The 26484-nt window shown below is 71.7% G+C and carries 25 protein-coding genes, 1 tRNA gene and 1 riboswitch; of the genes, 17 read left to right on the top strand and 9 right to left on the bottom strand.

Features of this window, described 5'->3' with window-relative positions; translation table 11 throughout:
- Positions 1-80 precede the first annotated feature (80 nt).
- Together IH26_RS0144225 and IH26_RS0144220 are read left to right on the top strand one after the other, a co-directional pair.
- Positions 81-1685, top strand: a complete 1605-nt coding sequence (locus IH26_RS0144225; RefSeq protein ID WP_030442299.1) for a methyl-accepting chemotaxis protein — start codon at positions 81-83, stop codon at positions 1683-1685.
- A gap of 93 nt (positions 1686-1778) precedes the next feature.
- Positions 1779-2750: a glutamate-cysteine ligase family protein gene (locus tag IH26_RS0144220; protein WP_051809637.1), complete on the top strand. Its 972-nt coding sequence runs from the start codon at positions 1779-1781 to the stop codon at positions 2748-2750.
- Positions 2751-2799: 49 nt separating this feature from the next.
- Here the strand turns inward: IH26_RS0144220 and IH26_RS0144215 are convergent, their stop codons facing one another.
- Positions 2800-4959 (bottom strand): glycoside hydrolase family 3 C-terminal domain-containing protein, encoded by a 2160-nt coding sequence (locus IH26_RS0144215; RefSeq protein ID WP_051809636.1) that lies wholly within the window; start codon positions 4957-4959, stop codon positions 2800-2802.
- Positions 4960-5096: 137 nt separating this feature from the next.
- Between IH26_RS0144215 and IH26_RS0144210 the strand changes: the two genes are divergently transcribed.
- The 3 genes from IH26_RS0144210 to IH26_RS0144200 all read left to right on the top strand — a co-directional run bounded on the left by IH26_RS0144210 (position 5097) and on the right by IH26_RS0144200 (position 7765).
- Positions 5097-5684: a TetR/AcrR family transcriptional regulator gene (locus IH26_RS0144210; RefSeq protein WP_030442296.1), complete on the top strand. Its 588-nt coding sequence runs from the start codon at positions 5097-5099 to the stop codon at positions 5682-5684.
- A gap of 108 nt (positions 5685-5792) precedes the next feature.
- Positions 5793-6767 carry an alpha/beta hydrolase gene (locus IH26_RS0144205; protein ID WP_030442295.1) on the top strand — a complete coding sequence of 325 codons (975 nt, stop codon included), beginning with the start codon at positions 5793-5795 and terminating at the stop codon, positions 6765-6767.
- A 14-nt stretch (positions 6768-6781) separates the two neighbouring features.
- Entirely contained in the window at positions 6782-7765 is a 984-nt protein-coding gene (locus tag IH26_RS0144200; RefSeq protein ID WP_030442294.1) for a helix-turn-helix domain-containing protein, read from the top strand.
- A 168-nt stretch (positions 7766-7933) separates the two neighbouring features.
- Here IH26_RS0144200 and IH26_RS0144195 read toward each other — a convergent pair whose 3' ends face one another.
- On the bottom strand, positions 7934-8731 hold the full coding sequence (locus IH26_RS0144195) for an SDR family oxidoreductase (protein ID WP_030442293.1): 798 nt from the start codon (positions 8729-8731) through the stop codon (positions 7934-7936).
- Positions 8732-8903: 172 nt separating this feature from the next.
- Here IH26_RS0144195 and IH26_RS0144190 point away from each other — a divergent pair, with 172 nt between their 5' ends.
- The 4 genes from IH26_RS0144190 to IH26_RS0144175 all read left to right on the top strand — a co-directional run bounded on the left by IH26_RS0144190 (position 8904) and on the right by IH26_RS0144175 (position 13047).
- Positions 8904-9341: a CBS domain-containing protein gene (locus tag IH26_RS0144190; RefSeq protein WP_030442292.1), complete on the top strand. Its 438-nt coding sequence runs from the start codon at positions 8904-8906 to the stop codon at positions 9339-9341.
- A 99-nt stretch (positions 9342-9440) separates the two neighbouring features.
- Positions 9441-9555: riboswitch (SAM riboswitch) on the top strand.
- A gap of 34 nt (positions 9556-9589) precedes the next feature.
- A complete protein-coding gene (locus IH26_RS0144185) occupies positions 9590-10783 on the top strand; it encodes an aminotransferase class V-fold PLP-dependent enzyme (RefSeq protein ID WP_030442291.1) in 1194 nt (397 codons plus the stop codon).
- A gap of 96 nt (positions 10784-10879) precedes the next feature.
- The gene (locus IH26_RS0144180) at positions 10880-11542 is read left to right on the top strand and encodes a hypothetical protein (RefSeq protein WP_245665959.1); all 663 of its coding nucleotides are present in this window, start codon (positions 10880-10882) and stop codon (positions 11540-11542) included.
- On the top strand, positions 11539-13047 hold the full coding sequence (locus tag IH26_RS0144175; RefSeq protein ID WP_030442289.1) for a glycosyltransferase family 2 protein: 1509 nt from the start codon (positions 11539-11541) through the stop codon (positions 13045-13047). Before IH26_RS0144180 ends, IH26_RS0144175 begins: the two co-directional genes overlap by 4 nt.
- 19 nt (positions 13048-13066) lie before the next feature.
- Here the strand turns inward: IH26_RS0144175 and IH26_RS64115 are convergent, their stop codons facing one another.
- The 3 genes from IH26_RS64115 to IH26_RS60545 form a co-directional block, all read right to left on the bottom strand.
- Entirely contained in the window at positions 13067-13192 is a 126-nt protein-coding gene (locus IH26_RS64115; protein ID WP_281179839.1) for a hypothetical protein, read from the bottom strand.
- On the bottom strand, positions 13189-13791 hold the full coding sequence (locus tag IH26_RS0144165; protein WP_030442288.1) for a hypothetical protein: 603 nt from the start codon (positions 13789-13791) through the stop codon (positions 13189-13191). Before IH26_RS0144165 ends, IH26_RS64115 begins: the two co-directional genes overlap by 4 nt.
- A gap of 62 nt (positions 13792-13853) precedes the next feature.
- Positions 13854-14024 carry a hypothetical protein gene (locus IH26_RS60545; RefSeq protein ID WP_157437670.1) on the bottom strand — a complete coding sequence of 57 codons (171 nt, stop codon included), beginning with the start codon at positions 14022-14024 and terminating at the stop codon, positions 13854-13856.
- Here IH26_RS60545 and IH26_RS62410 point away from each other — a divergent pair.
- A complete protein-coding gene (locus tag IH26_RS62410; protein ID WP_030442287.1) occupies positions 14017-14244 on the top strand; it encodes a dihydroxyacetone kinase subunit DhaK in 228 nt (75 codons plus the stop codon). The two genes, IH26_RS60545 and IH26_RS62410, sit on opposite strands and share 8 nt — an antisense overlap.
- Before the next feature lie 119 nt (positions 14245-14363).
- On the opposite strand, the gene IH26_RS0144150 is transcribed toward IH26_RS62410, so the two are convergent.
- Complete coding sequence (locus IH26_RS0144150; protein ID WP_245665958.1) at positions 14364-15347, bottom strand: LacI family DNA-binding transcriptional regulator; 984 nt, start codon at positions 15345-15347, stop codon at positions 14364-14366.
- Positions 15348-15518: 171 nt separating this feature from the next.
- On the opposite strand from IH26_RS0144150, the gene IH26_RS0144145 reads away from it, so the two are divergent.
- From IH26_RS0144145 to IH26_RS0144120, 5 genes are all read left to right on the top strand, one after another.
- Complete coding sequence (locus IH26_RS0144145) at positions 15519-16781, top strand: sugar ABC transporter substrate-binding protein (RefSeq protein ID WP_030442285.1); 1263 nt, start codon at positions 15519-15521, stop codon at positions 16779-16781.
- Complete coding sequence (locus IH26_RS64800; protein ID WP_425394458.1) at positions 16778-18331, top strand: ABC transporter permease; 1554 nt, start codon at positions 16778-16780, stop codon at positions 18329-18331. The genes IH26_RS0144145 and IH26_RS64800 overlap by 4 nt, the downstream gene beginning before the upstream one ends.
- Before the next feature lie 9 nt (positions 18332-18340).
- Positions 18341-20224 (top strand): glycoside hydrolase family 127 protein, encoded by a 1884-nt coding sequence (locus tag IH26_RS0144130; protein WP_030442283.1) that lies wholly within the window; start codon positions 18341-18343, stop codon positions 20222-20224.
- Positions 20225-20251: 27 nt separating this feature from the next.
- Positions 20252-21958: a carbohydrate-binding protein gene (locus tag IH26_RS0144125; RefSeq protein WP_030442282.1), complete on the top strand. Its 1707-nt coding sequence runs from the start codon at positions 20252-20254 to the stop codon at positions 21956-21958.
- Between the two features lie 112 nt (positions 21959-22070).
- Positions 22071-23072 (top strand): LacI family DNA-binding transcriptional regulator, encoded by a 1002-nt coding sequence (locus IH26_RS0144120; protein WP_030442281.1) that lies wholly within the window; start codon positions 22071-22073, stop codon positions 23070-23072.
- A 226-nt stretch (positions 23073-23298) separates the two neighbouring features.
- Here the strand turns inward: IH26_RS0144120 and IH26_RS0144115 are convergent.
- Positions 23299-23374 (bottom strand) — tRNA-Gly (locus tag IH26_RS0144115).
- A gap of 63 nt (positions 23375-23437) precedes the next feature.
- Between IH26_RS0144115 and IH26_RS0144110 the strand changes: the two genes are divergently transcribed.
- Together IH26_RS0144110 and IH26_RS0144105 are read left to right on the top strand one after the other, a co-directional pair.
- Complete coding sequence (locus tag IH26_RS0144110; RefSeq protein WP_030442280.1) at positions 23438-25111, top strand: FAD-dependent oxidoreductase; 1674 nt, start codon at positions 23438-23440, stop codon at positions 25109-25111.
- A gap of 36 nt (positions 25112-25147) precedes the next feature.
- On the top strand, positions 25148-25468 hold the full coding sequence (locus tag IH26_RS0144105) for an STAS domain-containing protein (protein ID WP_030442279.1): 321 nt from the start codon (positions 25148-25150) through the stop codon (positions 25466-25468).
- A 6-nt stretch (positions 25469-25474) separates the two neighbouring features.
- On the opposite strand, the gene IH26_RS0144100 is transcribed toward IH26_RS0144105, so the two are convergent.
- Positions 25475-25786 carry a hypothetical protein gene (locus IH26_RS0144100; RefSeq protein WP_034217284.1) on the bottom strand — a complete coding sequence of 104 codons (312 nt, stop codon included), beginning with the start codon at positions 25784-25786 and terminating at the stop codon, positions 25475-25477.
- A gap of 14 nt (positions 25787-25800) precedes the next feature.
- Positions 25801-26481 (bottom strand): hypothetical protein, encoded by a 681-nt coding sequence (locus IH26_RS60540; protein ID WP_030442277.1) that lies wholly within the window; start codon positions 26479-26481, stop codon positions 25801-25803.
- Positions 26482-26484: the final 3 nt, after the last annotated feature.

The raw sequence follows: 26484 nt of genomic DNA, 5'->3' as shown, positions 1-26484 counted from the left end.
ACGGCGCCAACCCGCTCAGCAACGGCCGGAAGCTGCCGAACGGGCAGATGGGAGACATCCGGCGTGGCGGGGGCAGGAGCATGACACTGGTACGACGATTGCGGCTGGGCGCGCGCCTGGGCGCCTGTTTCACGCTGGTCCTCGTTCTGCTCGGCGTCGTGGTCGCGGTCGGCGCGATCGCCCTGCAGCGGCAGTCCGACACGGCCGGCGAGGTGCGTGACCTGCAGACCCTGCGCGGCCAGGTGGACCAGCAGAAGTACTACGACGGCGACATCTCCGGCTGGCAGGTCGCGTACGCCTGGGACGTCTACCGCCTCAGCCCGCAGAAGGCGGTCGACTCGAGCTCGGACAACCGCAAGGGCTTCCTCGCCGACGCGGAACTGCTCAAGAAACTCCTCACCGATACCCGGACCGACCTCATGACCGGCGCGGAGAAGGCCATCTTCGCCCGGCTCCAGCAGAGCTGGGCGTCGTTCTTCGACTACGACACCCGGATCGCCGCCGCCTTCGCCCAGGGCCAGGTCAGCAAGGGCAACGATCTCATCCTCGGCCCCAGTTACGACGTCTACTTCAAGATCGTCAACGACACGCAGGCGCTGGTCGACTCGGTCACCGCCCGGGCCGAGAAGGCGACCAGGGACGCGCAGAGCTCGGCCGCGACCGCACGCGACTGGATGCTGATCGCCTTCGCGGTGGCGGTGCTGGCCGCGATCGCCCTGACCCTGGTCGTCACCCGCAGCGTGGTGCGTCCCGCCGGCCGGGTCATCCAGGCGCTGCAAGGCATCGCCGGCGGCGACCTGGCCGTACGCCTGGGCGACACCGCGAACGACGAGATCGCCGACATGGCGCGCGCGGTGGACACCGCCGCCGCGGGGGTCCGCGAGGCGATGACCGAGATCAGCGACGAGGCCCGGGAGCTGTCCGCCGCCGCGGACACCATGTACCGGGTCAGCGGGCAGATCGACGGGGCGGTCAACAACGCGTACACCCAGGCGGATCTGGTCGCCGGCACGGCCGGCGGCGTCTCCGGCAACGTGCAGACGGTCGCGGCCGGCGCCGAACAGATGGGCGCCTCGATCTCCGAGATCTCCCGCAACGCCGCCGAGGCCGCCGGGGTCGCCTCCAGCGCGGTCACCGCCGCCCGCGACACCAGCGCCACCATCAACCGGCTCGGCGAGTCGTCCGCCCAGATCGGCACGGTGGTCACGACCATCCAGGCGATCGCGGCGCAGACCAACCTGCTCGCCCTGAACGCCACCATCGAGGCGGCGCGGGCCGGCGAGCTCGGCAAGGGCTTCGCGGTCGTGGCCAGCGAGGTGAAGGACCTTGCCCAGGAAACCGCGCGCGCCACCGAGGAGATCGCCCAGCGCATCCAGTCGATCCAGCAGGAGACCGGCGAGGCGGTCACCGCGATCGACGGGATCAGCCAGATCATCGAGCAGATCAGCGACTACCAGACCACGATCGCCTCGGCGGTCGAGGAGCAGAGCGCGACCACGGCCGAGATGAACCGCGGCGTCACCGAGGCGGCCGACGGCGCGAGCGAGATCGCTCAGGGCATCTCGTCGGTGGCGCAGAGCACGGCGAGCAGCCGCGACGCGGTCGGCGAGGCCACCCGCGCGGCCGGCGACGTGCACGACCTGGCCGGCCGGTTGCGAACGGCGGTGGAGCGCTTCCGGCTCTGACGCCGCCGCTCCCATCCCGCAGATCCGATATTCCTATCACGCCGCTAGGAATGATATGCTCGCGGCCCGTACCGGACCACCGCGAGGCGCCCCGTGACCACCCTGACCGAACAGGCCGCCGAGCAGCTGATCGCCGCCGGTGCCTTCGCCCCCGCCCCGCCCGGCTTCGTCGGCGCCGCGGTCGACGTGCCCGCGCCGCGACCGCTCACCCGCCACCCGCTCCGGCACGGCTTCCTGAAGGCCGGCTCGGCCGGGCCGGCGATCGTGAGCGGTCCGCCCTCCCCCGGCCTCGCGGTCTGCCTCGACCGGATGACCGACGACCTGCGCGCCGCCCGCCCGCTGATCGCCCCGCCCGGCGACCGGTTCTCTCCCGAGGCGGGCATCCGGGTCGGGCTCGAGGCGGGCCTGCCGGGCGGCGGCGTGCTCGGGCTCCGCCGCCGGTGGCGGCTGGCGCACCGCCTGGCCCCGGTCCTGGCCGCCGCCTTCGCGAACGCTCCGGCGCCGGGCTGGCGCAGCACCCGCCAGGCGAGCCGGCGAAACCTGCCGGTGGTTCCGCCCGGCGATCCGCGTTCGGCCTGGCTCGGGTACGCGATGAGCACCCCGGCGCCGGCCGGCCTGTCCCTTCGCGACCGCTTCCGCGCCGGCGACGCCCCCACGGCCGCGCAGCTGGCCGCCCACCTGGACGCCCTGCGCCCACCGGTGGCCGCCCGCGGTCACCTGGAGCTCGACGTGGCCGACGCCCAGCCGGGCGACGGGTGGCGTCTGCCGATCGCTCTGGCCGCCACCCTGCTGGACGACCCGCAGGCCGCCGAGGAGGCCGAGACCGCCACCGCCCACCTGTCCGCCGAGCCCGGCCTGTGGGAGCGGGCCGCCCGGGACGCCCTCACCGACCCGGTGCTGGCCGCCGTCGCCCGCGACTGCTTCCTGTCCGCCTACGCCGCGCTCGCTCGCCAGGGCGCGAGCCGGTCGCTGCGGGACGCGCTGGCCGACTACACCGAGCGCTACGTGCTGCGCGCCCGCACCCCGGCCGACGACATCCTCGACCGCTTGACCGCGCGCCCCTGACGCTCGCCGGCGCCGGTGCGCACCGTTGGGGCGGATGGCAGTCGGTGCGTTATTTGTTCGCGGCGACCACCAGCCCGGCCAGTGCGTCCGCGGTGAACGGGCTGCCCGGGAACATGGCCATCCGGGAGAGCGGGAAGCCCATTGCCATCTGGAGCGTCGCCGGGTCCAGGGTCATCCCGGCCGCCATGCCGCCGCCCTCGGTGGGCATCCTGGTGAACACCTCCATGAGCAGCTCGGCGCCGCGCGGGTCGGCCAGCCACTCGGCGAGCGTGGAGTCGGCGCTCAGCGGGTGGCGGGCCTCGTCGCCGGCGACCTCGACAGCCGTCGTGGCGCGGATGTCGCGCGACGAGGCGCCGACCTCGATCGTGTACGTGCCGTCCTCGACCACCCAGCGCTGGAGCACGACGTCCCAGTAGGCCAGATCCGATCGGTCGGCGTGCAGCACGACCTCGGCGGTCTCGCCCGCGCGGATCTCGACGCCGGCGAAGGCCTTCAGCTCGCGCGGGGCCCGCCGGACCCGGGAGGACGGCAGGCTCACGTACGCCTGGACCACCTCGCGGCCGTCCCGCGGGCCGGTGTTGGTCACCCGGAGGCGGATGTCGACGCCCGTCTCGGTCGCGGTGGCGGTCGCCTCCCCGTACGAGAACGTGGTGTAGGAAAGGCCGAAGCCGAACGGGTACGCGACCTCCTGCCGGCGCGCATCGAAGCCGCGATAGCCGACGTGGATGCCCTCGCCGTAGCGGACGTGCCCGGCCTCGCCCGGGAAGTCCAGATAGGACGGGTGGTCCTCGAGCCGCAGCGGGATCGTCTCGGTCAGCCGGCCGGAGGGGTTGACCCGGCCGAAGAGGACGTCGGCGACGGCGCTGCCGCCGGCCTGGCCGAGCAGCCAGCCCTCCAGGAGGGCGCCCACGTCGCGGTCCCACGGCGTGGTGAGCACGACCCCGCCGTTGGCCAGGACCACGACCGTGCGCGGGTTGGCCGCCGCGACGGCCGCGATCAGTTTCCGCTGGTCGGCGGGGAGGTCGAGGCTCTCCCGGTCGGATCCCTCGGTCTCCTGCTCGGTGCCGGCGAAGACGACCGCCGCATCGCTGCCCTGGGCCAGTTCCACCGCCTCGGCCGGGTCGGCGGTGAACCGGACCCGGCCGGGGGCCGACTCCGCGATCGCGGTCAGCGCGTCGTCGAGGCGGGTCGGGGTCATCTGCGAGCTGCCGCCGCCCTGGTAGCGCGGGGTCCGGGCGAGCTCGCCGACGACCGCGATCGTCCCGCCGGGGTCGAGCGGCAGCAGATCACCCTCGTTCTTGAGCAGGACGATGCCACGCGCCGCGATCTCCCGGGCCAGGGCGTGGTGCCGATCGGCGTCGTAGCCGTCGGTCCGGCCCACCGCGGTCGTCTTCGCCACGAGCGAGCGAACCCGATCGGCGGACCGCGCGAGCGCATCGGCCGGGAGGCGCCCGTCGCCGACCGCCTCGACCAGGGCCCGGTCGCCGGTCGGGTCCGGCCCCGGCATGGTCAGGTCGAGACCGGCCCGGACCGCCTCGACCCGATCGACGACGGCGCCCCAGTCGGAGACGACCAGGCCCTCGAAGCCCCACTCGTCGCGCAGCACCTCGGTCAGCAGCCACCGGTTCTGGCTGGCGTACACCCCGTTGACCCGGTTGTAGGAGCACATCACCGTCCACGGCTGAGCGGTCGTGACCACCCGCTGGAAGGCACGCAGATACAGCTCGCGCAGCGACCGCTCGTCGACGTCGGCGCTGACCCGCATGCGATCGGTCTCCTGCGAGTTGACCGCGAAGTGCTTGAGCGACGCGCCGACCCCGCCGCTCTGCAGCCCCCGCACCCAGGCGGCCCCGAGCACCCCGGCGACCAGCGGGTCCTCGCTGAAGTACTCGAAATTCCGCCCGCCCAGCGGTGTCCGCTTGAGGTTGATGCCGGGGCCGAGCAACACCTGGACGCCCATCGCCCGGCACTCCTCGGCGAGCGCCTCGCCCATCCGGCGCAGCAGGTCGGGGTCCCAGGTCGAGCCGGACGCCACGGCCGGCGGGAAGCACGTCGCCGGCTGACCGGCGAGCAGGTCCTCGGAGTCCGGCACCCGCAGGCGTACGCCGTGCGGCCCATCGGTCAGCGTGATCGCCGGGACGTCGCCGGCGGCCGTGCTCGCCCAGAAGTCGCTGCCGCTCGTGATGGCGGCCTGATCGTTCAGTTCCATGTCCGGCTTCCCTTTCAGCGGACGGACCGGCGCTCGCCCCGGCGCCTTACTGAGTACCTAGTAGGTGCTAGCTTCTGCAACATAGGCTGGCCCGGGTCCCCGGGCAAGACGCGATCCGCCGGGAAGGAGCATCGACCGTGATCCAGCCCTACCGCCGGTCGCGTCCACGCCTGCCCGCCGCCGAGCGACGCCGGCAGATCGTCGACGTGACCACCCGGCTGATCGCCGAGCGCGGGTTCTGGGGCCTGTCGATGCAGGACGTCGCGGACGGCTGCGGGCTGACCGTGCCCGGCCTGCTGCACCACGTCGGGTCGAAGGACGGGCTGCTGCTCGCCGTGCTCGACCACCGCGACGAACAGGACACCCGCGCGCTGCTCGCCGAGATCGCCGGCGCGGCGACGGTGTCGCCCCGCGAGATCTGCTCGGCACTGGTCCGGCGCAATGCCGGACAACCCGAGATCGTACGGCTGTTCGCCGTACTCGAGGCGGAATCGCTCACCCCCGATCACCCCGCGCACGACTACTTCGAGGCGCGGCAGCGGCGCACGCTCGAAGCGCTCACGGCGGTGCTCAAGGAGCGCACCCCCGAGCCGGAGGCCCTCGCCGTGCGGATCGTCGCGGTGATGGACGGTCTGCAGATCCAGTGGCTGCGCAACCCGGGCGAGATCGATCTGATCGCGCAGTGGGAGGCGTCCGCGGCGGTGCTCTTCGCGGGCGTCGGCTGATCCGCCCGCCATCTGGCGGGGAGATTCCGCCGGATGGCGCTCGGCCGCGGTCAACGGCCGGTTACATGCTGGTGACAGCGGTCACATCGCGATCACCTGGAGGCCCCCGTGACGACCACCCTGCCCCCGCCGCCGTTCGACCCCGAGCTCGGGGCGGCGCTCACCGCCCTCGCCGATCTGATCCCGCCCTCGCTCGACGGCGACCTGCTGACCGCCATGCGGTCCGGCTCGGCGCTGGCCGTGCCGACCGAGGAGGAGCTGAGCCGGGGCGGAACCTTCCGGGTCGAGGAGCGGACCGTGCCGGGCCTCGGCGACGACCCCGACATCACCCTGCTCATCTGCACGCCGGCGGCGCCGACCGGCACGCTCGGCTGTGTCTACCACACGCACGGCGGCGGCATGGTGCTCGGCGACCGCCGGCTCGGGGTGGTCGAGATGCTCGACTGGGCGGAACAGTTCGATCTGGTCGTCGTCTCGGTCGAATACCGCCTCGCGCCGGAGACGCCGCATCCGGGACCGATCGACGACTGCTACGCCGGGCTGCTCTGGACCGCCGAGCACGCCGACGAGCTCGGGTTCGATCGATCACGGATGATCGTGGCCGGGGGCAGCGCGGGTGGCGGGCTGACGGCCGCGCTCGCCCTGCGCGCTCGCGATCAGAACGGACCGGAGCTGCTCGGGCAGATGCTGATCTACCCGATGCTGGACGATCGCAACGACACCCCGTCCGCCCGGCAGATGGCCGGACTGGGCGTCTGGGACCGCAACGCGAACGAGTTCGGCTGGACCGCGCTGCTCGGCGACGCCCGCGGCGGCCCGGACGTCTCGCCCTACGCCGCACCGGCCCGCGCGACCGACCTCGGTGGCCTGCCGCCGGCCTTCATCGACGTCGGCTCGGCCGAGACGTTCCGCGACGAGGACGTGGCCTACGCGAGCCGCATCTGGCAGGCCGGCGGCCGCGCGGAACTGCACGTCTGGCCGGGCGGATTCCACGGGTTCGACGGCCTGGCGCCGACCGCGCAGCTGAGCCACGACGCCCGCGAGGCCCGGGTACGCTGGCTCAACCGCCTGTTCAACGGCTGATTCCCGGGGGCGACGTGAAAGATCTCGCGGTGCGGCTGGCGGCGCTCGACGCGGACGCCGGGGCCGCGCTGCGGGTGATCGCCTACTTCGACGGCCTCGTGGAGAACAAGGCCGGACTGCAAGCGATCGTACGCGGGGCGGCCGTGCTCGCCGGTTGCCCCGCGCGCCTCGACGACCGATCGCGCCGCGTCCACGTCCGCGTCGACCCGGCCGGTCACGCGGCGCCCGACCCGTCGGCCGCGGACGAGCGCTGGATGCGCACCCCGGTGGTCCCGGACGCCTCGGCCACCCTCTGGCTGGAGCGGATCGGCGAGCCCGGCCCGGTCGAGGCGATGATTCTGGAGCGCGCCGCGGGCGCGGCCCGCGCGGTCCTCGACCGCACGCGCGGCCGTGCGCCCGCCGCGGACCCGGCGCTGGCCGAGCTGATCGTCGACGCGTCGGCTCCCGCGGAGGTACGTCGCCAGGCGGCCACGTCGATGCGGCTGAGCGAATCCGATCGTTTCCGCGCCGTCGCCCTGCCGTCCGGCCCGCGGGTGCTCCCGGCCGAGACCACCCCCGAGACCGCCGGCCGCGCCGGGGTCGGTCCCGCGGTCGGGCCGCTCGACCTGCCGGCCTCCTATGCCGCCGCGCGGGTGGCGCTGCGGTTCGCCGCGGACGGCACGGCCGAGGACCCGGGGCCGCAGGTCGTGCGCCACGAGGATCTGGGCGGGCTGGCGCTGCTCGCCGACCTGCCCGAGTCGGCGGAGATGCCCGACCTGCGCGCGCTCGAGCACGCCGCGGCGGCCGGGCCCTGGGTGCTGTCCACGCTGCACGCCTTCGCGGAGGCGAGCAGCCTGCGCGCGGCGGCGACCGCGCTGCGCCTGCACCACTCGAGCTTTCAGGACCGGATCACCCAGGCCGAGCATCTGCTGGGCTGGCCGATCCGCGACCCGCACGGCCGGCTGCGGCTGCAGCTGGCGCTGGCCCTGCGGCGACTCCGCCGCCATCCGCCGGTCTAGGGCCTGTCCTGCTGGTCACGGGGGAGCGAGTCGAGGACCAGGTGGTGGCTGGCGTCGGCCGCGAAGCGGTCGCATCCCGGTGTTGGATGTGGCCGTTTCGCGGACGCCGTCAGGCGCCGCCTGGGCCACGCCGCAGCCCCGCGTGACCGGCAGGACAGGCCCTCGGGCTCAGCGGCGGAGGTCGTGGCGGCGGTGGGTGGCCTTCTCGACCAGGGCGGCGGGCAGGGCTCGCCGGAGAGCGAACACGATCGGCGCGTTGCTGCCCACGGCGTACAGCTGCCTGGGTTTGCCGGTCTCGATCGCTCGGACGATGGTGGCGGCCACGCGATCGGCGGAGACGCCGGAGCGCTCGTTGCGATCGAGAGCGCTCAGCATCGTCTCGAAGTCCCGGCGATGGGGCGAGTCGGCCGCGATGTGTTTGGTGCGGCGCTGGCTGATCCCGGTGTTGATGGAACCGGGTTCGACCGTGGTCAGCCAGACGCCGAACGGCGACAACTCGTGGCGGGCGGCGTTGCTGAAGCCCTTGAGCGCGGCCTTCGCGGCGACGTAGGACGACCGGTACGACAGCGGGAACGAGGCGAGCATCGATCCGACCATGACGATCCGGCCGTAGCCGCGCTCGCGCATCCCGGGGATCGCCAGCTGGGCCAGCCGCACCGGGCCGAAGACGTTCACCTGGAACAGCCGGCGCAGGTCGTCCGGCGGCAGCTCCTCGAACGGTCCGGAATGGCTCTCGCCGGCGTTGTTGACCAGCACGTCCACGGCGGCCAGGCGATCGGCGAGCGCCTCGATCGATCGCTCGTCGGCGAGGTCGAGCGCCAGGTATTCGACGTCGTCCAACGGGTCGGTCAGCTTCGCCGGGGCGCGGCAGGTGCCCAGCACCCGATACCCGCGGGCGGCGAGCGCGGCGGCGGTGGACCGCCCGATGCCCGAGGAAGCTCCGGTGACCAACGCCGTCCTGTTCATCGATGCACCTTAGCGGGTCCGCTACCTGGGTGGACTTGACATCTCGATGCTCTTGACAACAAGACGTGATTGACTGCATCTAAGGCATATGCACGCAACGCGGCGTGGCCACCCCGTCATCGGACGGCCCGCCCGGCGGCTTCCGGGGATCGGCACGAGATGGGGAGCAACGATGCGTATCAGCGACATACTCCGCGTCAAGGGCAACAAGGTCGTTACCGTGACACCCGGGTCCGACGTGACCCGGCTCCTGGCGCTCCTGGCCGAGCACCGGATCGGTGCGGTGGTCGTGTCGGCGGACGGATCGCGGGTGGACGGGATCGTCAGTGAGCGCGACGTGGTGCGGGCGCTCGCCGCACGCGGCGCGGTCGTGCTGAGCGAGCCGGTCACCGCGATCTACACCGCTCAGGTCCGATCGGTCTCGCCGGACGCCGCCGTCGACGACGTCGAGCGGCTGATGACCGAACATCGGTTCCGGCACGTCCCGGTGATCGAGGACGGGGCGCTGCGCGGCCTGGTCAGCATCGGCGACGTGGTCAAGCACCGGATCGACGAGCTGGAGCACGAGCGCAGCAGCCTCGAGGGCTACATCACCGGCGAGCGCATCTGATCGGTCGCGATCACCGCCGGCGAGGCTTTCGCTCGCCGGCGGTGATCGCGCCAGAGATCGGAGTACATGCGCACGCGATATTTGCTACCGTGTCGGGCAGGTCATGAGTGTCAGCGCACAGCCCCGGCTTGCTGACCGGCAACCCTTGCGTTCGCGATGGGGTGCCCCGGGTGAGGACCGGGCCGGCGTCGATCGACGCGGGCAAGCGCGGACCCGGCCGGGTCCTCGACCCACGCGGAGGCTCAATCATGTCCGTTGCCGTGCACACCGATGATGACCTGGCCGTGATCGGCGCCGGGTTCGTCCACCTCGACTACGCGGCGACCGCGCCGTGCGTACGCGCCGCCGCCGACGCGGTCAATGCGCTGCTGCCCAGCTACGGCAGCGTCCACCGGGGCACCGGCCCGCGGTCGCAGACCTCCACCCTCGAGTACGAGCGGGCCCGCGACGTGCTCGCCGACTTCCTCGGCTGCCATCCCGGCGACCAGGTCGTCTTCACCCGCAACACCACCGACGCGCTGAACCTGCTGGCCCGGGCGCTGCCGCCGGGCACCACCACGGTCGTCTTCGACGGCGAGCACCACGCGAACCTGCTGCCCTGGCCGAACGCTCTGCGCCTGCCCGCGCCGTCCTCCCCGGACGAGGCGGTGACGGCGGCCGACCGTGCGCTGCGTAACCTGCGCGGCCCGGTGTTGCTGACGGTCACCGGCGCGAGCAACGTGACCGGCGAGGTGTGGCCGATCGCCCGGCTGGCCGAGGTCGCCCATCGGCACGGCGCCCGGATCGCGGTCGACGCCGCTCAACTCGCCCCGCACGTGCCGATCTCCGTGGCCGAGATCGGCGCCGACTACGTGGCGCTCTCCGGGCACAAGCTCTATGCGCCGTTCGGCTCGGGTGTGCTCGCCGGGCGCGCCGACTGGCTCGACGCGGCCGAGCCCTACCTGGCCGGCGGCGGCGCGAGCGCGGCGGTCGGCGATCGGATCGGCGACGTGCGCTGGGCGACCGGCCCGGCGCGGCACGAGGGTGGCACGCCCAACCTGCTCGGCGCGGTGTCGCTCGCCGCGGTGTGCTCGGCGTTGGCCGAAGCCGACCGTTCCGCCCTGCGCGCGCACGAACAGGAACTGCTCGCGCAACTCCGGGCGGGCTTGCGGCGGGTGCCGGGCGTGACCGAGGTGTCGCTCTTCGGCGCGCACAGCGAGCGGGTGGGCATCGTCTCGGTGACCCTGACCGGTCGCGACCCGTCGGAGGTGGCCACCCGGCTGGCCGACGACCACGGCATCGGGGTGCGGGCGGGCAAGTTCTGCGCCCATCCGCTCGTGCGGCGGCTCACCGCCGAGGCCGGCGACGCGGGTTGCGCGGGCGGCCTGCTGCGGGTCAGCTTCGGCCTGGGCACCACGGCGGCCGACATCGACTGCCTGCTGGCGGCGCTCGGATCGGTCTGACCGTGGCGGCGGTCACCCGGGGAATCGCTCAGGTCGCGGCACGATCGTCCGACCTTGACGCTTACCCCTGGCCGAACCGAACCGCAGGACACGCCGTTGACTCGTACGTCAGCCCCAACTCGCGCAAGAATCGTCCACCGGAGTATCGCCGCCGGTCTCGCCGCCGCAGTCCTCTGCGCCGGCCTGACCGGTTGCGGCAGCCTGAAGGAGATAACCAGCAGTAGCAAGCCGCTGCTCGACGGCGGATCCACCAGCACGCCGAGCGCCTCGCCTTCGCCGGCCGCGACGGCGATCGTCCAGCCGGCCGTGCTGCCCACCCGGGCCAGCGGTCCCTTGGACACCGGAACGGTCACTCACCGCCTCACCCAAGGCAACTTCTCGGTCCGGCTGACCTATTGGACGGCCGACAACGCCAAGCTCTACACCGCCGGATCGCTCAAGACGATCAATGTCGCCGCCCATGTCGAGGACGCCGACAGCACCCACCGGGTGGCCGTCAGCACCTTCCAGGTGACCCAGGACGACGGCACCAAGCGGGTGATCGTGAGCACCGACACCGGCAAGTTCGACGTCACCCCGCCGTATCCGTACAACACCGTGGTGACGCTGCCGGCAGCGACGACCGGAGCGACGAAGCTCACGCTGACGATCCGGCTCGATCTCCTCGTGGAGACCGCCCCGAAGTCGAACAGCTACTACCGCTCGACCGCTCTGGACACCCTGACCCTGCCGCTGCTGACGAATGGTGCCACTCCGTGACCGAGACGAGCCCCGGCCTGCGCCGGGCGACCGACCGCCAGATCCTGCTGCCGCGCAGCACCAAAGCCGGACCGCTGGCACTGCCGCAATTCGCCGACCTGGACGCCGTCGAGACCATCTCCGGCCAGCTCGCCCTGGCCGCGAGCACGGCCGCCGCGCCCCGGCACGCCACGATCAGTTGCATCATCCCCTGCTACAACGAGCAGGACACGATCGCCGAGGTGCTCAAAAGCATCCTCGCGCAGACCCGGCTGCCGGACGTCATCCACGTCATCATCAACAACACCGACGACGACACCCCCGAGATCGCCCGTACGTTCGCGGGCCCGCACCGGCGGGTCGTGAAGGGCGAGGAGTTCGTCACCACCGTCCACGTCCACGACATGGGCGTGAACCCCGACAAGAAAGTCGGCGCGCTCAACTACGGCTACTTCCTGTCCCGCGGCTTCGACTACATCCTCGGCGTCGACGGCGACACCACGCTCGCCCGGGACACCGTCGAACGGCTCGAGCTGGAGATGACCGACGACCCGCGGATCGGCGGGCTCAGCGCCATCTACAGCATCGACAAGAGCCGGTTCAAAGGTTTGATGGCCCGGTTCCTGATCGCCGGCCAGCGGGCCCAGTTCGCCGCCTTCAACATGGACAACCTGCTGCGCGGCCGCAACATGGCGGTGCTCGGCGGCCAGTGCAGCCTGTTCAACATGCGCGCCCTCGAAACCGTCATGATCCGTCACCACCAGCAGGCGCCGTGGGTCCGCGACAGCGAGGTCGAGGACAGCAAGCTGTCCCTGCAGATCAAGGACGCCGGATTCAGCACGAAGATCAGCGCCACCGCTCGGGCGTACGTGGGCCCGATGACCAACCTTCGCGCCCTGCACGGCCAGCAGGTCAAGTGGAACTTCGGCGCGATCGACCTGTTCTGGCCCGGCCAGCGCGGCGACAACAAGGGCCAGCCGCTGCACCCGAACCTGCGGCTGCGCTGGTACGAGAACATCTCGATGGCGTTCAACATCGCGTCCCGGCTCGGCTTCATGCTGCTGCTGATCGCGGCGCTGTCCATCCACGCCTTCGTGTTCAACCCGATCTGGCTGATCCCGCCGGCCGTGGCGATGCTGCTCAACCTGCGCCTCGCGCTCGCGATGAAGGACACCAGCGCCTCGGACATCCTGTACGCGGCCCTGGCCGTCCCCGCCGAGCTGTACATGTTCATCCGGATGGGCCACTTCGTATCGGCGTGGACCCAGTTCCTGGCCCAGTCGGACAAGGACAACTGGGCCGCCCAGGCGAACGCCGAGAAGGGCAAGGGCTCCGCGTACGTGATGCCGCTGGTGGTACTGGTCGCCGTGATGGGCGGGGCGATCTACGCGTGGAGCCAGCAGAGCGTCGGCGTGCAGTCGGCGATCCTGTCGCTCGGCTGGCCGGTGCTGTACCTGGCCACCATCGCGCAGACCGTCTTCATGCTGCGCAAGCTGGTGCGTCGGCACCGCGGTTTCCGCGTCTGACCCCGGCGGCCCCGGCCGGTCATTGTCGATCGGCCGGGGCGGCCAGGGCGGAGATGTCGATGCGGTGGACGCGATCGCCGGCGATCGCCAGCAGGACGGCGCCGGCACCGCTGAGGGCGCGCGGCTCGACACCGAGCTCGATCACGTCCAGGACACGCGTCGTACGCAGGTCGAAGATCCTGATCGTCTGATCGGGGTGTGGACGGAGTGCCAACTCGGCACCAGCTCGTGCAGCCGCGCGTAGACCAGGGACAGCGCCTCCCCCGCCAGCGCCGACGCCATCACCGCGTGCCGCAGCCGGAAGACCACTACTCCGTCCGCCGAGTGATCGCGCCAGACCAGCAGGCGGCAACCGCGCAACGCCTCGTGCGTCGCAACGGGATCGAGCGCCGCGATCACCTCGATCGGCGCCCCGTCGCCGCCGGTGTGGGCCAGCGCCACCAGCACCCGCCGCGCCACGCCGCGCGGCACCGCCAACTCGATCGCCGTGTCGAGGTCGCTCGGGACGATCGGCGGTTTCCGTTGCCACCGCGCGTGGAGCGACGCCGCGGTCGCCTCGGCCGGCGCCCAGCGGTTCAGGATCTGCGCCGCGAACAGCGTCGCGTGCAGGAACGATCCGGGGTCGAAGGCGGTCACCAAGTCCCACCGCAGCGCGAAAGTGTCCGCGTCGGCGAACCGCGGATCCTCCGTGAGCAGGTCGTCGAGCAGCCCCCGCGCGTCGTCCGGGGCGTCGACCAGCCGCACGATCCGGGCCTGGCGGGCCAGCTCGGTACCGCCGGCGACCGCCTGCGGATGGTTCAGGCCGATCAGAAGCGCCAGTTCCGGCCGACGTTCTCCCGGATCATCGGCAGCAGCACCTCGGCGATCAGCCGATCGGGCCGCGCCGCCTGATCCACCCCGTCGACCACGACGGTGAACGCGTTCGCCCGCTCCCCGATCTGCCGGGCCAGCGCCGCCGCGACGATCACAGTGAGCACGGAAGCGACCGTCAACGACGACGTCGCGGTGCAGGACTCGCTCTACACGGTCGGCCGCCGGGGCGTGGCCGGCAACTTCTTCATCATCAAGGCGGTCGGCGCGGCCGCGGAACGCGGCGCCGAGCTCGACGAACTGCTCAGAATCGGTCGCAAGGTGAACGACGTGACCCGCACGAGGTCGCCATCCGGGTGTTCTAGCGGATTCCGGTCCAAGACCTGAGCGTTTCCGTTCCGCGCCTTTACCGTACGAGCTCCGGATGAGCCCCCGGCGTGCCGGGGCCGCCGGCTGCATGCGACAGCCCCGACCCCGGCCCCCGGGCGGGCCCGGCCCAAGACCTCCTAAAGGACCGGATACACCGCGGTCGACGCCCTCGGCACCAGGCGACCCGGTAGCGCGTGGCGTCCGTGGGCCGGTTCCCCGTTGATGGCGGCGAGCAGCAACTCGGCGGCGGTTCGGCCGATGCCCTCGAGGTCCATGTCGATGCTGGTCAGGGCGGGGCGGCAGCCGTCGACCATGACGTCCCAGTTGTCGAAACCGATCAGGGCGATGTCGGCCGGGACGCGGCGGCCGGCCTCCTGCAGCGCCTCGGCCAGGCCGCGGGCGATCTGGTCGCTGCCGCAGAAGACGGCGTCGACCGGTGCCTCGGTGGAGAGCAGGATGCCGGCGGCCTGGCGGCCCCACGCCTCGCTCCACTCGCCGAACAGGATCGGGGCGACCGGCTCCAGGCCTGCCGAAGCAAGCGTTTGCATGGTGGCCGAGGCCCGGACCGTGGCCGAGTGGTGGTGCTCGGGACCGGTCACGTGGGCTATCCGGCGGCGGCCGATCGCGAGCAGGTGGTCGATCGCCCGGCGGGCGCCGTCGGCCTCGTCCGGCACCACCGAGCAGTCCGCCGGATCGGTCGAGCTGATGAACGCGTAGACGACCGGGACGGGCAGCGACGGCCCGATCGGATGGCGCGCCTGGGTGCGGCGGCCGGTCACGATGATGCCGTCGACCTGGCGGCCCAGCAGCGTACGCAGGTAGTACTGCTCGCGGATCGGGTCGTCGCGGGCGTCGCAGAGGAACACCGAGACCTGGCCGGCGCCGAGGGCGTCCTCCGCGCCGATCAGCAGCGGGATGCTGAACCGGCCGATACTGTCGGTAGTGATCATGCCTACCGTGTACGTGCGGCCGGCCTGCAGGCTGCGCGCGGCCGCGTTGGCCACGAAACCCAGCTGCTCGGCCGCCTCCTGCACGCGCTGCCGGGTCTCCGGGCGCAGCGCTCCCCGCCCGTTCAGAGCCTTCGAGGCCGTCCCCGGGGAAACTCCGGCAAGGGCCGCCACCTCACTGATGGTCGCGGCGCGGTCGATGGTTCCCAGCGTTTCCTCCCCGTTTCCCAAACTTGGCCATCAGACCGTAACTCCCCCCTTGACATGGGCGCAAGCGTCTCCCTAGCGTCTAGGCAATCGTTTTCCTTCCGTTTCTTCGTCCTCGGAAACCAAGGGGTACCGAATATGACCCTCTCCGGCCGGATGTGGCGCGGCCTGGGCGCCGTCGCCGCCCTCTCGCTCGCCGTCGGCGTGACCGCCTGTTCGAACAACGACTCCTCCTCGTCGTCGAAGGCCGGCGGTTCCAGTCAAGGCACCTACACCATCTGGGACCCGTACCCGCAGTTCGACGACAGCTCGGACTGGGTGAAGCTGCTGCAGAAGTGCGGCACCGACGCCGGGGTCACGGTCAAGCGCACCGGCTTCGACACCACCGACCTGACCAACAAGGCGCTGCTCGCCGCGCAGCAGGGCAACTCCCCTGACGTGCTGATCGTCGACAACCCGGTCGTCTCCACGCTCGCCGAGGCCGGCGTGCTCACCACCACCGACGACACCAAGATCGACACCTCGGCGGTCGAGCCCAACCTGCTCGCAGCCGGGCAGCTCGACGGTAAGACGTACGGCATTCCGATCGGCGCCAACACGCTCGCGCTGTACTACAACAAGAAGGTGCTCGACGGCGCGAAGGTCGATCCGGCCACGGTCAAGGACTGGGCGTCACTGACCGCCGCGCTGCAGAAGGTGAAGGCGGCCGGCAAGAAGGGCATCACGTTCTCGGCGATCGGCACCGAGGAGGGCTCGTTCCAGTTCCTGCCTTGGTTCTGGGGCTCGGGCGCGAACCTGACCCAGCTCGACTCGGCGCAGGGCGTCGCCTCGCTGCAGCTGTGGACCGACTGGCTGAAGAAGGGCTACGCGCCCAACTCGGTGCTCAACAACACGCAGACCACCAGCTGGCAGGAGTTCGCGACCGGCGACTTCGCGTTCAGCGAGAACGGCACCTGGCAGCTGGCCAATGCGAAGAAGACCGGTTTCGAGTACGGGATCATCCCGATCCCGTCGCAGGCCGGCGGCACCGCACCGGCTCCCACCGGCGGCGAGTTCGTGACCGCCCCGGTGCAGAACGACAAGGCCCGGTACGCCACCACCGAGAAGATCATGGGCTGCCTGAGCAGCGCGGACAACGCGCTGACCACCGACACCACGCTGTCCTATGTGGCCGCCACCAAGGCGGTCCAGGAGAAGCAGGTCGCCGCCAACCCGGAGCTGAAGGTGTGGGTCGAGGCGGTCGGCGCCGCGAAGGGCCGCACCAGCGACAACCTGGGCACCAAGTACCCGAAGATCTCCGAGCAGATGTGGACCGCCTTCCAGGCCGCGCTCTCCGGATCCAAGTCCCCGCAGGACGCGCTCAAGGCCGCCCAGACCGCCGCCGCCGCGGCGACCAAGTGACCGACGTGCTGGCCCGCGCCGAGGTGGCGAACGCCGCCCCGGCGCGGGCACCCCGCCGACGGAGTGGCCAGTGGGCAGCCTGGGGGTTCCTGTTTCCGGTCGTGGTCTACCTGGTCGCCTTCTACGCCTGGCCGCTCTACCGCAACCTCGACCTCAGTCTGCACAAGTACACGGTGCGGTCGTTCGTCCAGGGCGGGGCGCCGTTCAGCGGGCTGGACAACTACCAGGCCGTGGTCGACAACCCGACGTTCTGGCCGGCACTCACCCATACGGTCGTGTTCACCGGGGTCTCGCTGCTCTTCCAGTTCAGCATCGGGATGGCGCTGGCGGTGTTCTTCGCCCAGAACTTCCGGCTCTCGGCGGTCCTGCGGGCGTTGTTCCTCGTACCGTGGCTGCTGCCGTTGATCGTCTCGGCCTCGACCTGGTCCTGGATGATGAACAGCGACTCCGGGCGGATGGCAACGCTTCTGGCGGGTCACCTTCCCGCTCCTACGGCCGGTCTCCGCCATCACCCTGCTGCTCGGGCTGGTCTACACCCTCAAGGTCTTCGATCTGATCTGGATCATGACGAAGGGCGGCCCGACCGACTCGTCGACCACCTTCGCCACCTGGTCGTACCGGCTGAGCTTCGGGAATCTGCTGCCCCAGTTCGGGCCGGGCGCGGCGGTCGGGAACCTGCTGATCGTCATGGCGTTGATCTTCGGGCTGCTCTACATCCGGACGCAGCGGAAGGCCATCTCATGAAAAGTCGCGTCAAAACCGGCGTCGCCCTGGTGCTGACGGCGATCATGCTCTTCCCGGTCTACTGGATGATCAACGTGTCCTTCACCAGGGACACGGACATGCGGCACGATCCGCCGTATCTGTTCCCGGTGCACGGCACGCTGGAGGGTTACTCCGCCGTTCTGCACCAGCAAATCCCCTATCTGGGTACGAGCTTCCTCGTCGGCCTCGGCACGGTCGCGCTGACGCTGATCATCTCGGCGCCGGCCGGCTACTCCCTCGCCAAACTGCGGCCCCGCGGCGGCGGCGTGCTGAGCTTCGTCCTCCTGATGGCGCAGATGATTCCCGGGATCATCATGGCGATGGGCTTCTACGCCATCTACCTGAAGCTCGGCGTCCTCAACAGCGCCGCCGGCCTGGTGCTGGCCGACTCGACCATCGCCGTGCCGTTCGGCGTGCTGATCTTCACGGCCTTCATGTCCGGGCTGCCCGGCGAGCTGCTCAACGCCGCGGAGATCGACGGCGCCGGGCGGTTCCGCACCTTCTGGTCGGTCGTTCTGCCGGTCAGCCGCAACGCCGTCGTCACCGTCTCGCTGTTCGCGTTCCTGTGGGCGTGGTCCGACTTCGTCTTCGCCACCACGCTCGACGGCGGCGGCACCCAGCAGCCCATCACCCTCGGCATCTACCACTACATCGGCAACAACAACCAGCAATGGAACGCCATCATGGCCACCGCCGTGATCGCCTCCATCCCCGCAACGCTGCTGCTCATCCTGGCGCAGCGCTACGTGGCCGCCGGCGTCACCGCCGGCGCCGTGAAAGATTGAGGAACCATCATGAACGGCCCCGCCGCGCCCACCCCGTCGGCGCTCGCCGCGCTGCGCCCGCTTCCGCTCACGGCCGTCCGGCTCGATCCCGCCGGCCTGCTCGGCGGATGGCAGGAGCGCAACGCGTCGGCCACCCTGCCGCACTGCATCGACCAGCTGACCACCTACGGCAACCTCGCCAACCTGCGCCGGGTGACCGGTGACTCGGACGCGGCGTTCGCCGGCATGTGGTTCGCCGACACCGACGTCTACAAGACGCTCGAGGCGATCGCCTGGGAGGCCGGGCGGACGGGGGAGACGCCGGAGTTCTTTGTGGACACGGCCGCGTTGGTCGAGAAGGCACAGGACGAGGACGGCTACGTCAACTCGTACTACCAGGTCGACCACCGCGACGAGCAGTGGACCGATCTGGGCTTCAGCCACGAGATGTACAGCGCCGGGCACCTGATCCAGGCCGCCGTCGCCGCCGCGCGGGCCGCCGACGCGCCACAACTGGTCACGGTCGCCCGGAAGTTCGCGGATCTGCTCGTCCGCAAGTTCGGGCCCGGCGGCACGGACGTGATCGACGGTCATCCCGAGGTGGAGACGGCGCTCGTCGAGCTGTACCGGCTGACCGGGCACCGGCCGTACCTCGATCTCGCGAAGCGGTTCCTGGATCTCCGCGGTTACGGGCGGCTCGGCCAGGGCCGGTTCGGGTCACGGTACTGGCAGGACCACCAGCCGCTGCTCGAGACGGACGAGGCGGCCGGGCACGCGGTCCGGCAGATGTACCTGCTCGCCGGCGCCGTCGATGTGGCGGTCGAGCTGCATGACGCCGAACTGCTCGCGGCGGCCGAGCGGCTGTGGGAGTCGGCGCTGGCGAGCAAGACCTACCTGACCGGCGGGCAGGGGTCGCGGCACAAGGACGAGGGCTTCGGCGACCCGTACGAGCTGTCGCCGGATCGCGCCTACGCGGAGACGTGCGCGGCGATCGGCAGCTTCCAGCTCGCCTGGCGACTGCTGCTGGCGACCGGCAAGGCCCGCTACGCCGACGAGATGGAACGCCTGCTGTACAACGGGATCGCGGGCAGCACGGCGGTGGACGGGCGCTCGTTCTTCTACTCCAACCCCCTGCAATTGCGTACGGGTCATGACGGGTCCCACGAGGACACCCCCTCGCAGCGGCTCACCTGGTACTCGTGCGCGTGCTGCCCGCCGAATCTGGCGCGGTTCTTCGCCTCGGTGCAGAACTGCGTGGCGACCGGCTCATCGTCCTCATTGGAGCTGCACCTCTACGCTCCCGGCGCCTACGCGGCCGGTGCCGTCAAACTCGACGTACGGACCGCGTACCCGTGGGACGAGCGGATCGACATCCGGGTCACCGGCGCGCCCGACGAGCAGTGGACGCTGGCGCTGCGGGTGCCGGCCTGGTGCCAGGACGCCCGGCTGACGGTCAACGGGAGCGTCGTGCGCGGCGGCGCGGAGGACGGGTACCTGCGGATCAGCCGTACCTGGAAGGCGGGCGACACGGTCTCGCTGGTGCTCGCCATGCCCGCGCGCACCGTCGCGGCGCACCCGCGGGTCGACGCGGTCCGGGGCAGCGCGGCCCTCGCCCGGGGACCGGTCGTCTACTGCCTCGAGCACTCGGACCTGCCCGGCGACCTGCCCTTCGAGGATCTGGAGCTCGACGCCGCGGCGCCGCTCTCGGTGGTCGAGCACTCGCTCGCACCCGTCGCGATCCTGACCACGCTGCGGCTCCGCGCGGAGACCTCGGACGCGCTCTATCGGCCGCTCACTCCCGACCGGCCCGGCACCACCGCGGTGACGGTGCCGGCCATCCCCTACTTCCTGTGGGCGAACCGGGCCCCCGGGCCCATGCGGGTCTGGATCCCGCTCGCCGCACGGGAGGAGTAAATCCATCCCCGTCCCCGAAGGTGCCCAGTGAAGAATCAGCGAAGAGCCGCGTCCGCGGCCACCCTGACCGTCCTCACACTAATCACCGCCGGTGCGCTCCCCAGCCCGGCACAGGCGGCAGGCACCACCCTCACCATCAACGCCGGAACGGCGATCCGGCCCGTCACCCACGTCGCGTCCGGCGGGCTCTACGCCCTCGCCGAGAACAGCAGGCCCGCCGACTCGACCCTCCTGCCGATCAAGATGAACACGCTCACCCAGCCGGCTCCCGGCGTCGGGCAGAAGCCGAACGGGCAGCCGCCCGGCGGCGACTCGCTGCTGGTCGCGCCGCAGGCCGACCGGGTCGGCGCCGCGGAGATCATCCGGATGCCGGACATCTACCCGGACTTCCCGTACAAGTGGGTGAGCTGGAACGACTGGCTGTCCAAGGTGGACACCATGGTCAAGGCCCGGCTCGCGGCGACCGGGGTGAGCAACATCCAGGCCTGGGAGATCTGGAACGAGCCGGACTGGACGTGGAACACCTCGGCGGCCGGTTCGTGGAACGACGGGTGGGTCCGCACGTACCAGCGGATCCGGTCGCTGGACACGGTGACGCCGATCGCCGGGCCCGGCTTCTCCACCTGGAACCAGAGCCTGATGAGCTCGTTCCTGTCGAATGCGAAGGCGAACAACGCGCTGCCGGACATCGTGGTCTGGCACGAGCTGTCCGGCCCGTCCGGGATCGCCGCGCACGTGGCGGCCTACCGGGCGCTGGAGAGCTCGCTCGGGATCAGCGCCCGGCCGATCGTCATCAACGAGTACGCGACGACCGGCGAGGTGGACGTCCCCGGCGCGGTGACCAGTTACATCGCCAAGTTCGAGCGGGCCGGCGTGCAGGCGGCGGACCGGGCCTTCTGGTACGAGTACGGCACGGTCAACGGGCTGGTCGTGAACAACAACCAGCCGACCGGGACGTGGTGGCCGTACAAGTGGTACGGCGACATGGCCGGGAACATGGTGCAGACCGTGCCGGCCACCCAGACCGGGCTGGACGGATTCGCGGCCTACGACGGGACCCGGAAGATCGTGAACGCGGTGGTCGGAAACGAGTCGGGCACCAACTCCGTGAAGGTGACCGGGCTCTCGGCGCTCGGCAGTTCGGTCTCGGTCACGCTCGAGTCGGCGCCCAACTCGGGCCGGTTCACCGCGGTCACCGCGCCTACGGCGATCTCCACCTCGACGTACGCGGTGAGCGGCGGGACGATCACCGTCACCGTGCCGAACATGGACGCCGGCCGGGCCTATCACCTCGTCGTTCAGCCGACCAGCGGGGTGCCGTCGTACCAGCAGCGGTACGAGGCGGAGAACGCCTCGGTGTTCCGGGCCTCGCGGCTGTCGTCGTCGAGCGCGTCCAACGGCGGCTACGTGGGCCGGATCGACAACACGGGTGACCCGCGGTCGGACAGCTACGTCGACTTCGTGGTGAACGTGCCGACCGCCCGGTCGTACACGATGACGGTCGGGTACGCCAACGCGACCGGCGCCACCGCCACCCAGGGGCTGGCCTACAACGGCGGCGCCTGGTCGACGATCAGTTATCCGCCGACCGCCGCCTGGGGCGTTTTCGGATCGACCGTGAGCGTTTCGGTCACTCTGAAGGCCGGTTACAACGTGATCCGGCTGGCCAAGGGAGCGCCGTTCTTCGCGGGCGGCACGGGTTACGCCGAGCTCGACTACATCCAGCTGACGTGATCGGTTGCGGCCGGGGCTGTGCTTCCTTCCGGCGCCTGGACCTCCGGTCGGCGCGGAGAACCCGGGCAATGGGGTTCATGGTTCCGGCCGCAACGCACGGTACGTTGCAGGCATGCACCGGCCGCGCACCGCTACCATCCGCGACGTGGCTGCCCTGGCAGGCGTCTCGGTGGGCACCGCATCCAAGGCCCTCAACGGCCGCGGCTCGCTGCGCGCCGACACCGTGGCCCGCGTCCGCCAGGCAGCCGAACAGCTGGACTTCCACCCCAACCCGGCGGCCCGCAGCCTGCACGCCGGCCGCACCTACACGGTCGGCATGATCACGACCGACACGATCGGCCGCTTCAGCATCCCGCTGCTGATCGGCGCCGAGGACACGCTGGGCGCCGGCGAGATGTCCGTGCTCCTCTGCGACGCCCGCGACGATCCGATCAGGGAACAACACCATTTGCGTACGCTTCTGGGCCGTCGTGTGGACGGCATCATCGTCACCGGCCGGCGGGCCGGCAGCCGCCCGCCGCTGGCGGCCACGGTCCCGGTCGTCTACGCCTTCCTGGCGTCGTCCGCGCCGTCCGACTGCTCGGTCGTCCCGGACGAGGCCGGCGGCGCCCGCCTGGCCGCCGATCACCTGCTCACGGTGGGCCGCCGGCGGGTCGCGATCGTGACCGGGCCGGAACACCACCAGTCCGCCCGGGTGCGGGCGGCCGCCACGATCGGGCGACTGGCCGAGGCGGGCCTGGAGCCGGTGGCCGCGCCGCTGCACGGCGAGTGGAGCGAGGCATGGGGCCGCCAGGCGGTCGGCGTGCTGCTGGCCCGGCAGATCGCGTTCGACGCGGTGGTGTGCGGAAGCGATCAGATCGCGCGCGGCGCCGCCGACACGCTGCGCGAGGCCGGCCGGCGGGTGCCGCAGGACGTGGCGCTGGTCGGTTTCGACAACTGGGACGTGATCGCCCTGGCCAGCCGGCCGCCGCTGACCAGCATCGACATGGACCTGGAGGGGCTGGGCCGGGCGGCCGCCGAGCTGCTGCTGAAGGCGATCGAGGGCGACCACTCGCCCGGCGTCCACGCGCACCCGGCCAAGCTCGTGATCCGCGACTCGACCATCCCCACATAACTCGCCGCCCCGTCAAAACCGGACAGACTCCCCCTACGTCAGGGGACGGCCGAACGCCCCTACGTCAGGGGACGGCCGAACGCCCCTACGTCAGGGGACGGCCGAACGCCCCTACGTCAGAGGACGGCCGAACGCCCCTACGTGGGGGTTTGGGGGCTCGGCCCCCAAGCCAGCATGCGGAACGCATCGGCGAGGCCCCGTAGGGGCCGAGCAGAGAGAGGCGAAGTGGAGCGGACGACGGGATTCGAACCCGCGACCCTCACCTTGGCAAGGTGATGCGCTACCAGCTGCGCTACGTCCGCGTTGGCTAAACCATACCGGAGGAGGTGTTGAGGTTTGCGCGCACCCCCTGCGACGATTCCCCGGTGGTGTCGTCCTTTCCCGAACTCGGCGAGCGGCCCGACGAGCTGAGCGCCGCCGCGTTCCACGTGCTCGATCCCGATCAGTTCGCCCGCGCGGCGGCCTACGGCACGCGGCATGAGGTGGTCGCCGGGGACGTGCTGTACGACGTCGGCGACGAGAACGGCGACCTGATCCTGATCGAGTCGGCCACCGCCGAGGTGGTCCGGACGCCGACCGCGAGCGCGCCCGAGGAGCTGTTCCTGACCGCCGGGCCCGGCCAGTACCTCGGCGAGATGAACCTGCTCACCGGGCAGAGCCGGATCCTCGCCGCCCGGGTGGCCGCGCCCGGCGTCATCCACCGGATCGATGCTGAGCGGTTCCGCCGGCTGATGGCGCAGGACACCGAGATCAGCGATCTGCTGCTGCGATCGTTCCTGGCGCGCCGGCTGCTGCTCGCCGACCGCTCGGGTCGCAACCTCGAGCTGATCGGCGACGCCGCGAGCGGCACGGGCCTGGCGCTGCAGACGTACCTGTCCCGGCAGGAACTGCCGCACCGGTGGCTGTCCGGCACGTCGGAGGAGGGCCGCCGGGCGATGGCCGAGTCCGGCCTGACGGAGGACGATCTGCCGGCCGCGGTCACCCCGCGGGAGACGCTGCGGCGGGTCGACCCGGGCCTGCTCAGCCAGCATCTGGGCCTGACCTACCGGCGTACGCCCAAGGGAGTCGCCGACCTCACGATCGTGGGCGCCGGCCCGGCCGGCCTGGCCGCCGCGGTCTACGGCGCGTCCGAGGGCCTGGAGACGGTCCTGCTGGACGCGGTGGCGACCGGCGGGCAGGCGGCCGCGAGCTCCCGGATCGAGAACTACATGGGGTTCCCGTTCGGCCTCAGCGGCAAGGCGCTGACCGGCCGGGCGGCCGTGCAGGCGCTCAAGTTCGGTGCGCATCTGGCCAGCCCGTGCGGGGTGCGCGGGCTGCGGTCGTACCCGGACGGGCACGTGATCACCCTGGTCGACGGCACCGAGATCGAGACGCGCACGGTGCTGATCGCGACCGGCGCCGCGTACCGGAACCTGCCGCTGAAGCGGTGGCCGGATTTCGTCGGCTCGGGCATCTACTACGCGGCGACCGATCTGGAGGCCCAGGCGGTCGCCGGGCTGCCGGTCACCGTGGTCGGCGGCGCGAACTCGGCCGGCCAGGCGGCGCTCTACCTGGCCCGGCGGGCCGGGAAGGTCACTCTGGCCATCCGCGGCGCGGACCTTTACGCGAAGATGTCCAGCTACCTGGTGAACCGGATCCTCGCCGACCCGGCGATCGAGGTGCAGACCGCCACCGAGGTGACGGCCCTGCGGGGCGGCGCCCGCCTGGAGCAGATAACGCTCACCTCGCGGTCGTCCGGCGAGTCCGACCCTTGTGGATGCTTCGGCCTGTTCTGCTTCATCGGCGCCATGCCGGCCACCGACTGGCTGACCGGGGTGGCCCTCGACCCGGCCGGCTTCGTCCCGACCGACGTGCAGCTGGGCGAGCGGTGGACCGGGGTGGGCCGCGACCCGATGCCGTTCGAGACCAGCGTGCCGGGGGTGTTCGCGGCCGGTGACGTGCGGCTCGACTCGATGAAGCGGGTGGCGGCGGCGGTCGGCGAGGGCGCGAGCGCGGTCCGATCGGTGCACCGGGCGATCGCCCTGCTCCCGGCGCGATGACTGCCGCGCCGGACCGCTGCGGGTAGCATCTGGCGAATGCCGAACGACCCTACGATCCGGTACGAACCGACCGATCCCGACGGCCTGGTGGTCGCCGAGCTCGCCGGGGAGCTCGATCTGGACCGAGCCGACGCCGTGCGGGACAGCCTGGCGCTCGCGGCCGGGCTGCCGGGCTGCCGTTACCTGCGGATCGACGTGAGCGATCTGGGCTTCATCGACTCGTACGGGCTCGGGGCGCTGGTCAGCGCCCGCAACAGCGCCGCCGCCAAGGGCGTGACGATGACCCTGGCCGAGCCGTCACCGCCGGTGCGCAAGGCGATCGAAGTGACCGGCCTCGGGCACGTCTTCGGCCTGTGAGCCCGGCTAGCTGGTGGCCATCCGGATGAGCGCGTTGCCGCCGAGCAGCAGCACGTCGGCGCCGGCCACCAGGCCCATGCTCAGGTGCAGGCGGCGGGCCGCGACCTCGGGGTCGTCGCCGGTCAGGCCCCGGAAGGCGGAGAAGGCCGCGGCCAGGATCAGCGGGATGCCGCCGATCAGCAGGATGCCGACCGAGCCGGGCGTGCGGCCCTTGGCCACCAGCAGGGCGACCATCACGGTCGGGACGATGCCGAAGACGACCAGGGCGAGCACGGCGTACCAGCGAAGTGACCTGAGGGCGCCCGTCGTGTTCTCCACGCGGTAGAGGATAGCTATCGGCGCGGGCGGCGGCCCAGGCGTACTCCGGCATGGGTCCGCATCGCCGCCTGGCGGCGGAGACGGCGCCGCGCGGCGGACGGAATGGCTCGGCCCGGGCCGGTGCGCGCCAACTCGACGGTGATGCGCGGCTCGGCCTCTTCGCCGGCGTCCTCGGTGAAGACCTCACCCCCGGTGAAGACCTCGTCCTCGAGGAAGGCGTCGGCGTCCTCCATGAAGACGATCTCCGGCCCTTCCGCCGCCGGGTCGGCCTCGCCGGGACGGGTGAGCGCCAGCGCGGCGCCGCCGTTCGCGATCGCCAGCAGCGCGCCGACCGCGGCGAGCAGCGGCGCCCGCTCGACGCTCACGGCGATCAGGACGCCCACCGCGACCACCGTGGCGATCGCCGAGACGACCCCGATCCGGCCGGCCCCCGTGCCGCCGCGGCGGAACGAGCGGACGACCGCGGTGGCGCAGGCCGCGCCGAGCAGGGCCGCGGCCACCCACCAGGTGAGCAGCGGGGCCATGTGCGGCCAGGTCCCGGTGTCGTCGTCGCCGAAGACGAACAGCAGGAACGGCACCCCGACCACGGCCACCACCAGGAAGAGCGCGGCGTCCACGGTCAGCACGACGGTGGCCGCGGCGGCCGCGTCGAACCGGCGCCGTGCGGTGAACTCGCCCACCTCGAAGTCGACCATGCG

The organism is Actinoplanes subtropicus (assembly GCF_000721705.1).
GTDB classification, from domain to species: Bacteria; Actinomycetota; Actinomycetes; order Mycobacteriales; family Micromonosporaceae; genus Actinoplanes; species Actinoplanes subtropicus.
This window is presented reverse-complemented; position numbering and strand designations above follow the sequence as displayed.

What these genes read in the sequence shown, in the direction of transcription:
- IH26_RS0144225 (WP_030442299.1), top strand. Translation starts at nt 81, where the DNA reads ATGACACTGGTACGACGATTGCGGCTGGGCGCGCGCCTGGGCGCCTGT.
- IH26_RS0144215 (WP_051809636.1), bottom strand. Translation starts at nt 4,959, where the DNA reads ATGGAACTGAACGATCAGGCCGCCATCACGAGCGGCAGCGACTTCTGG.
- IH26_RS0144195 (WP_030442293.1), bottom strand. Translation starts at nt 8,731, where the DNA reads ATGAACAGGACGGCGTTGGTCACCGGAGCTTCCTCGGGCATCGGGCGG.
- IH26_RS0144190 (WP_030442292.1), top strand. Translation starts at nt 8,904, where the DNA reads ATGCGTATCAGCGACATACTCCGCGTCAAGGGCAACAAGGTCGTTACC.
- IH26_RS0144185 (WP_030442291.1), top strand. Translation starts at nt 9,590, where the DNA reads ATGTCCGTTGCCGTGCACACCGATGATGACCTGGCCGTGATCGGCGCC.
- IH26_RS0144145 (WP_030442285.1), top strand. Translation starts at nt 15,519, where the DNA reads ATGACCCTCTCCGGCCGGATGTGGCGCGGCCTGGGCGCCGTCGCCGCC.
- IH26_RS0144130 (WP_030442283.1), top strand. Translation starts at nt 18,341, where the DNA reads ATGAACGGCCCCGCCGCGCCCACCCCGTCGGCGCTCGCCGCGCTGCGC.
- IH26_RS0144120 (WP_030442281.1), top strand. Translation starts at nt 22,071, where the DNA reads ATGCACCGGCCGCGCACCGCTACCATCCGCGACGTGGCTGCCCTGGCA.
- IH26_RS0144105 (WP_030442279.1), top strand. Translation starts at nt 25,148, where the DNA reads ATGCCGAACGACCCTACGATCCGGTACGAACCGACCGATCCCGACGGC.
- IH26_RS60540 (WP_030442277.1), bottom strand. Translation starts at nt 26,481, where the DNA reads ATGGTCGACTTCGAGGTGGGCGAGTTCACCGCACGGCGCCGGTTCGAC.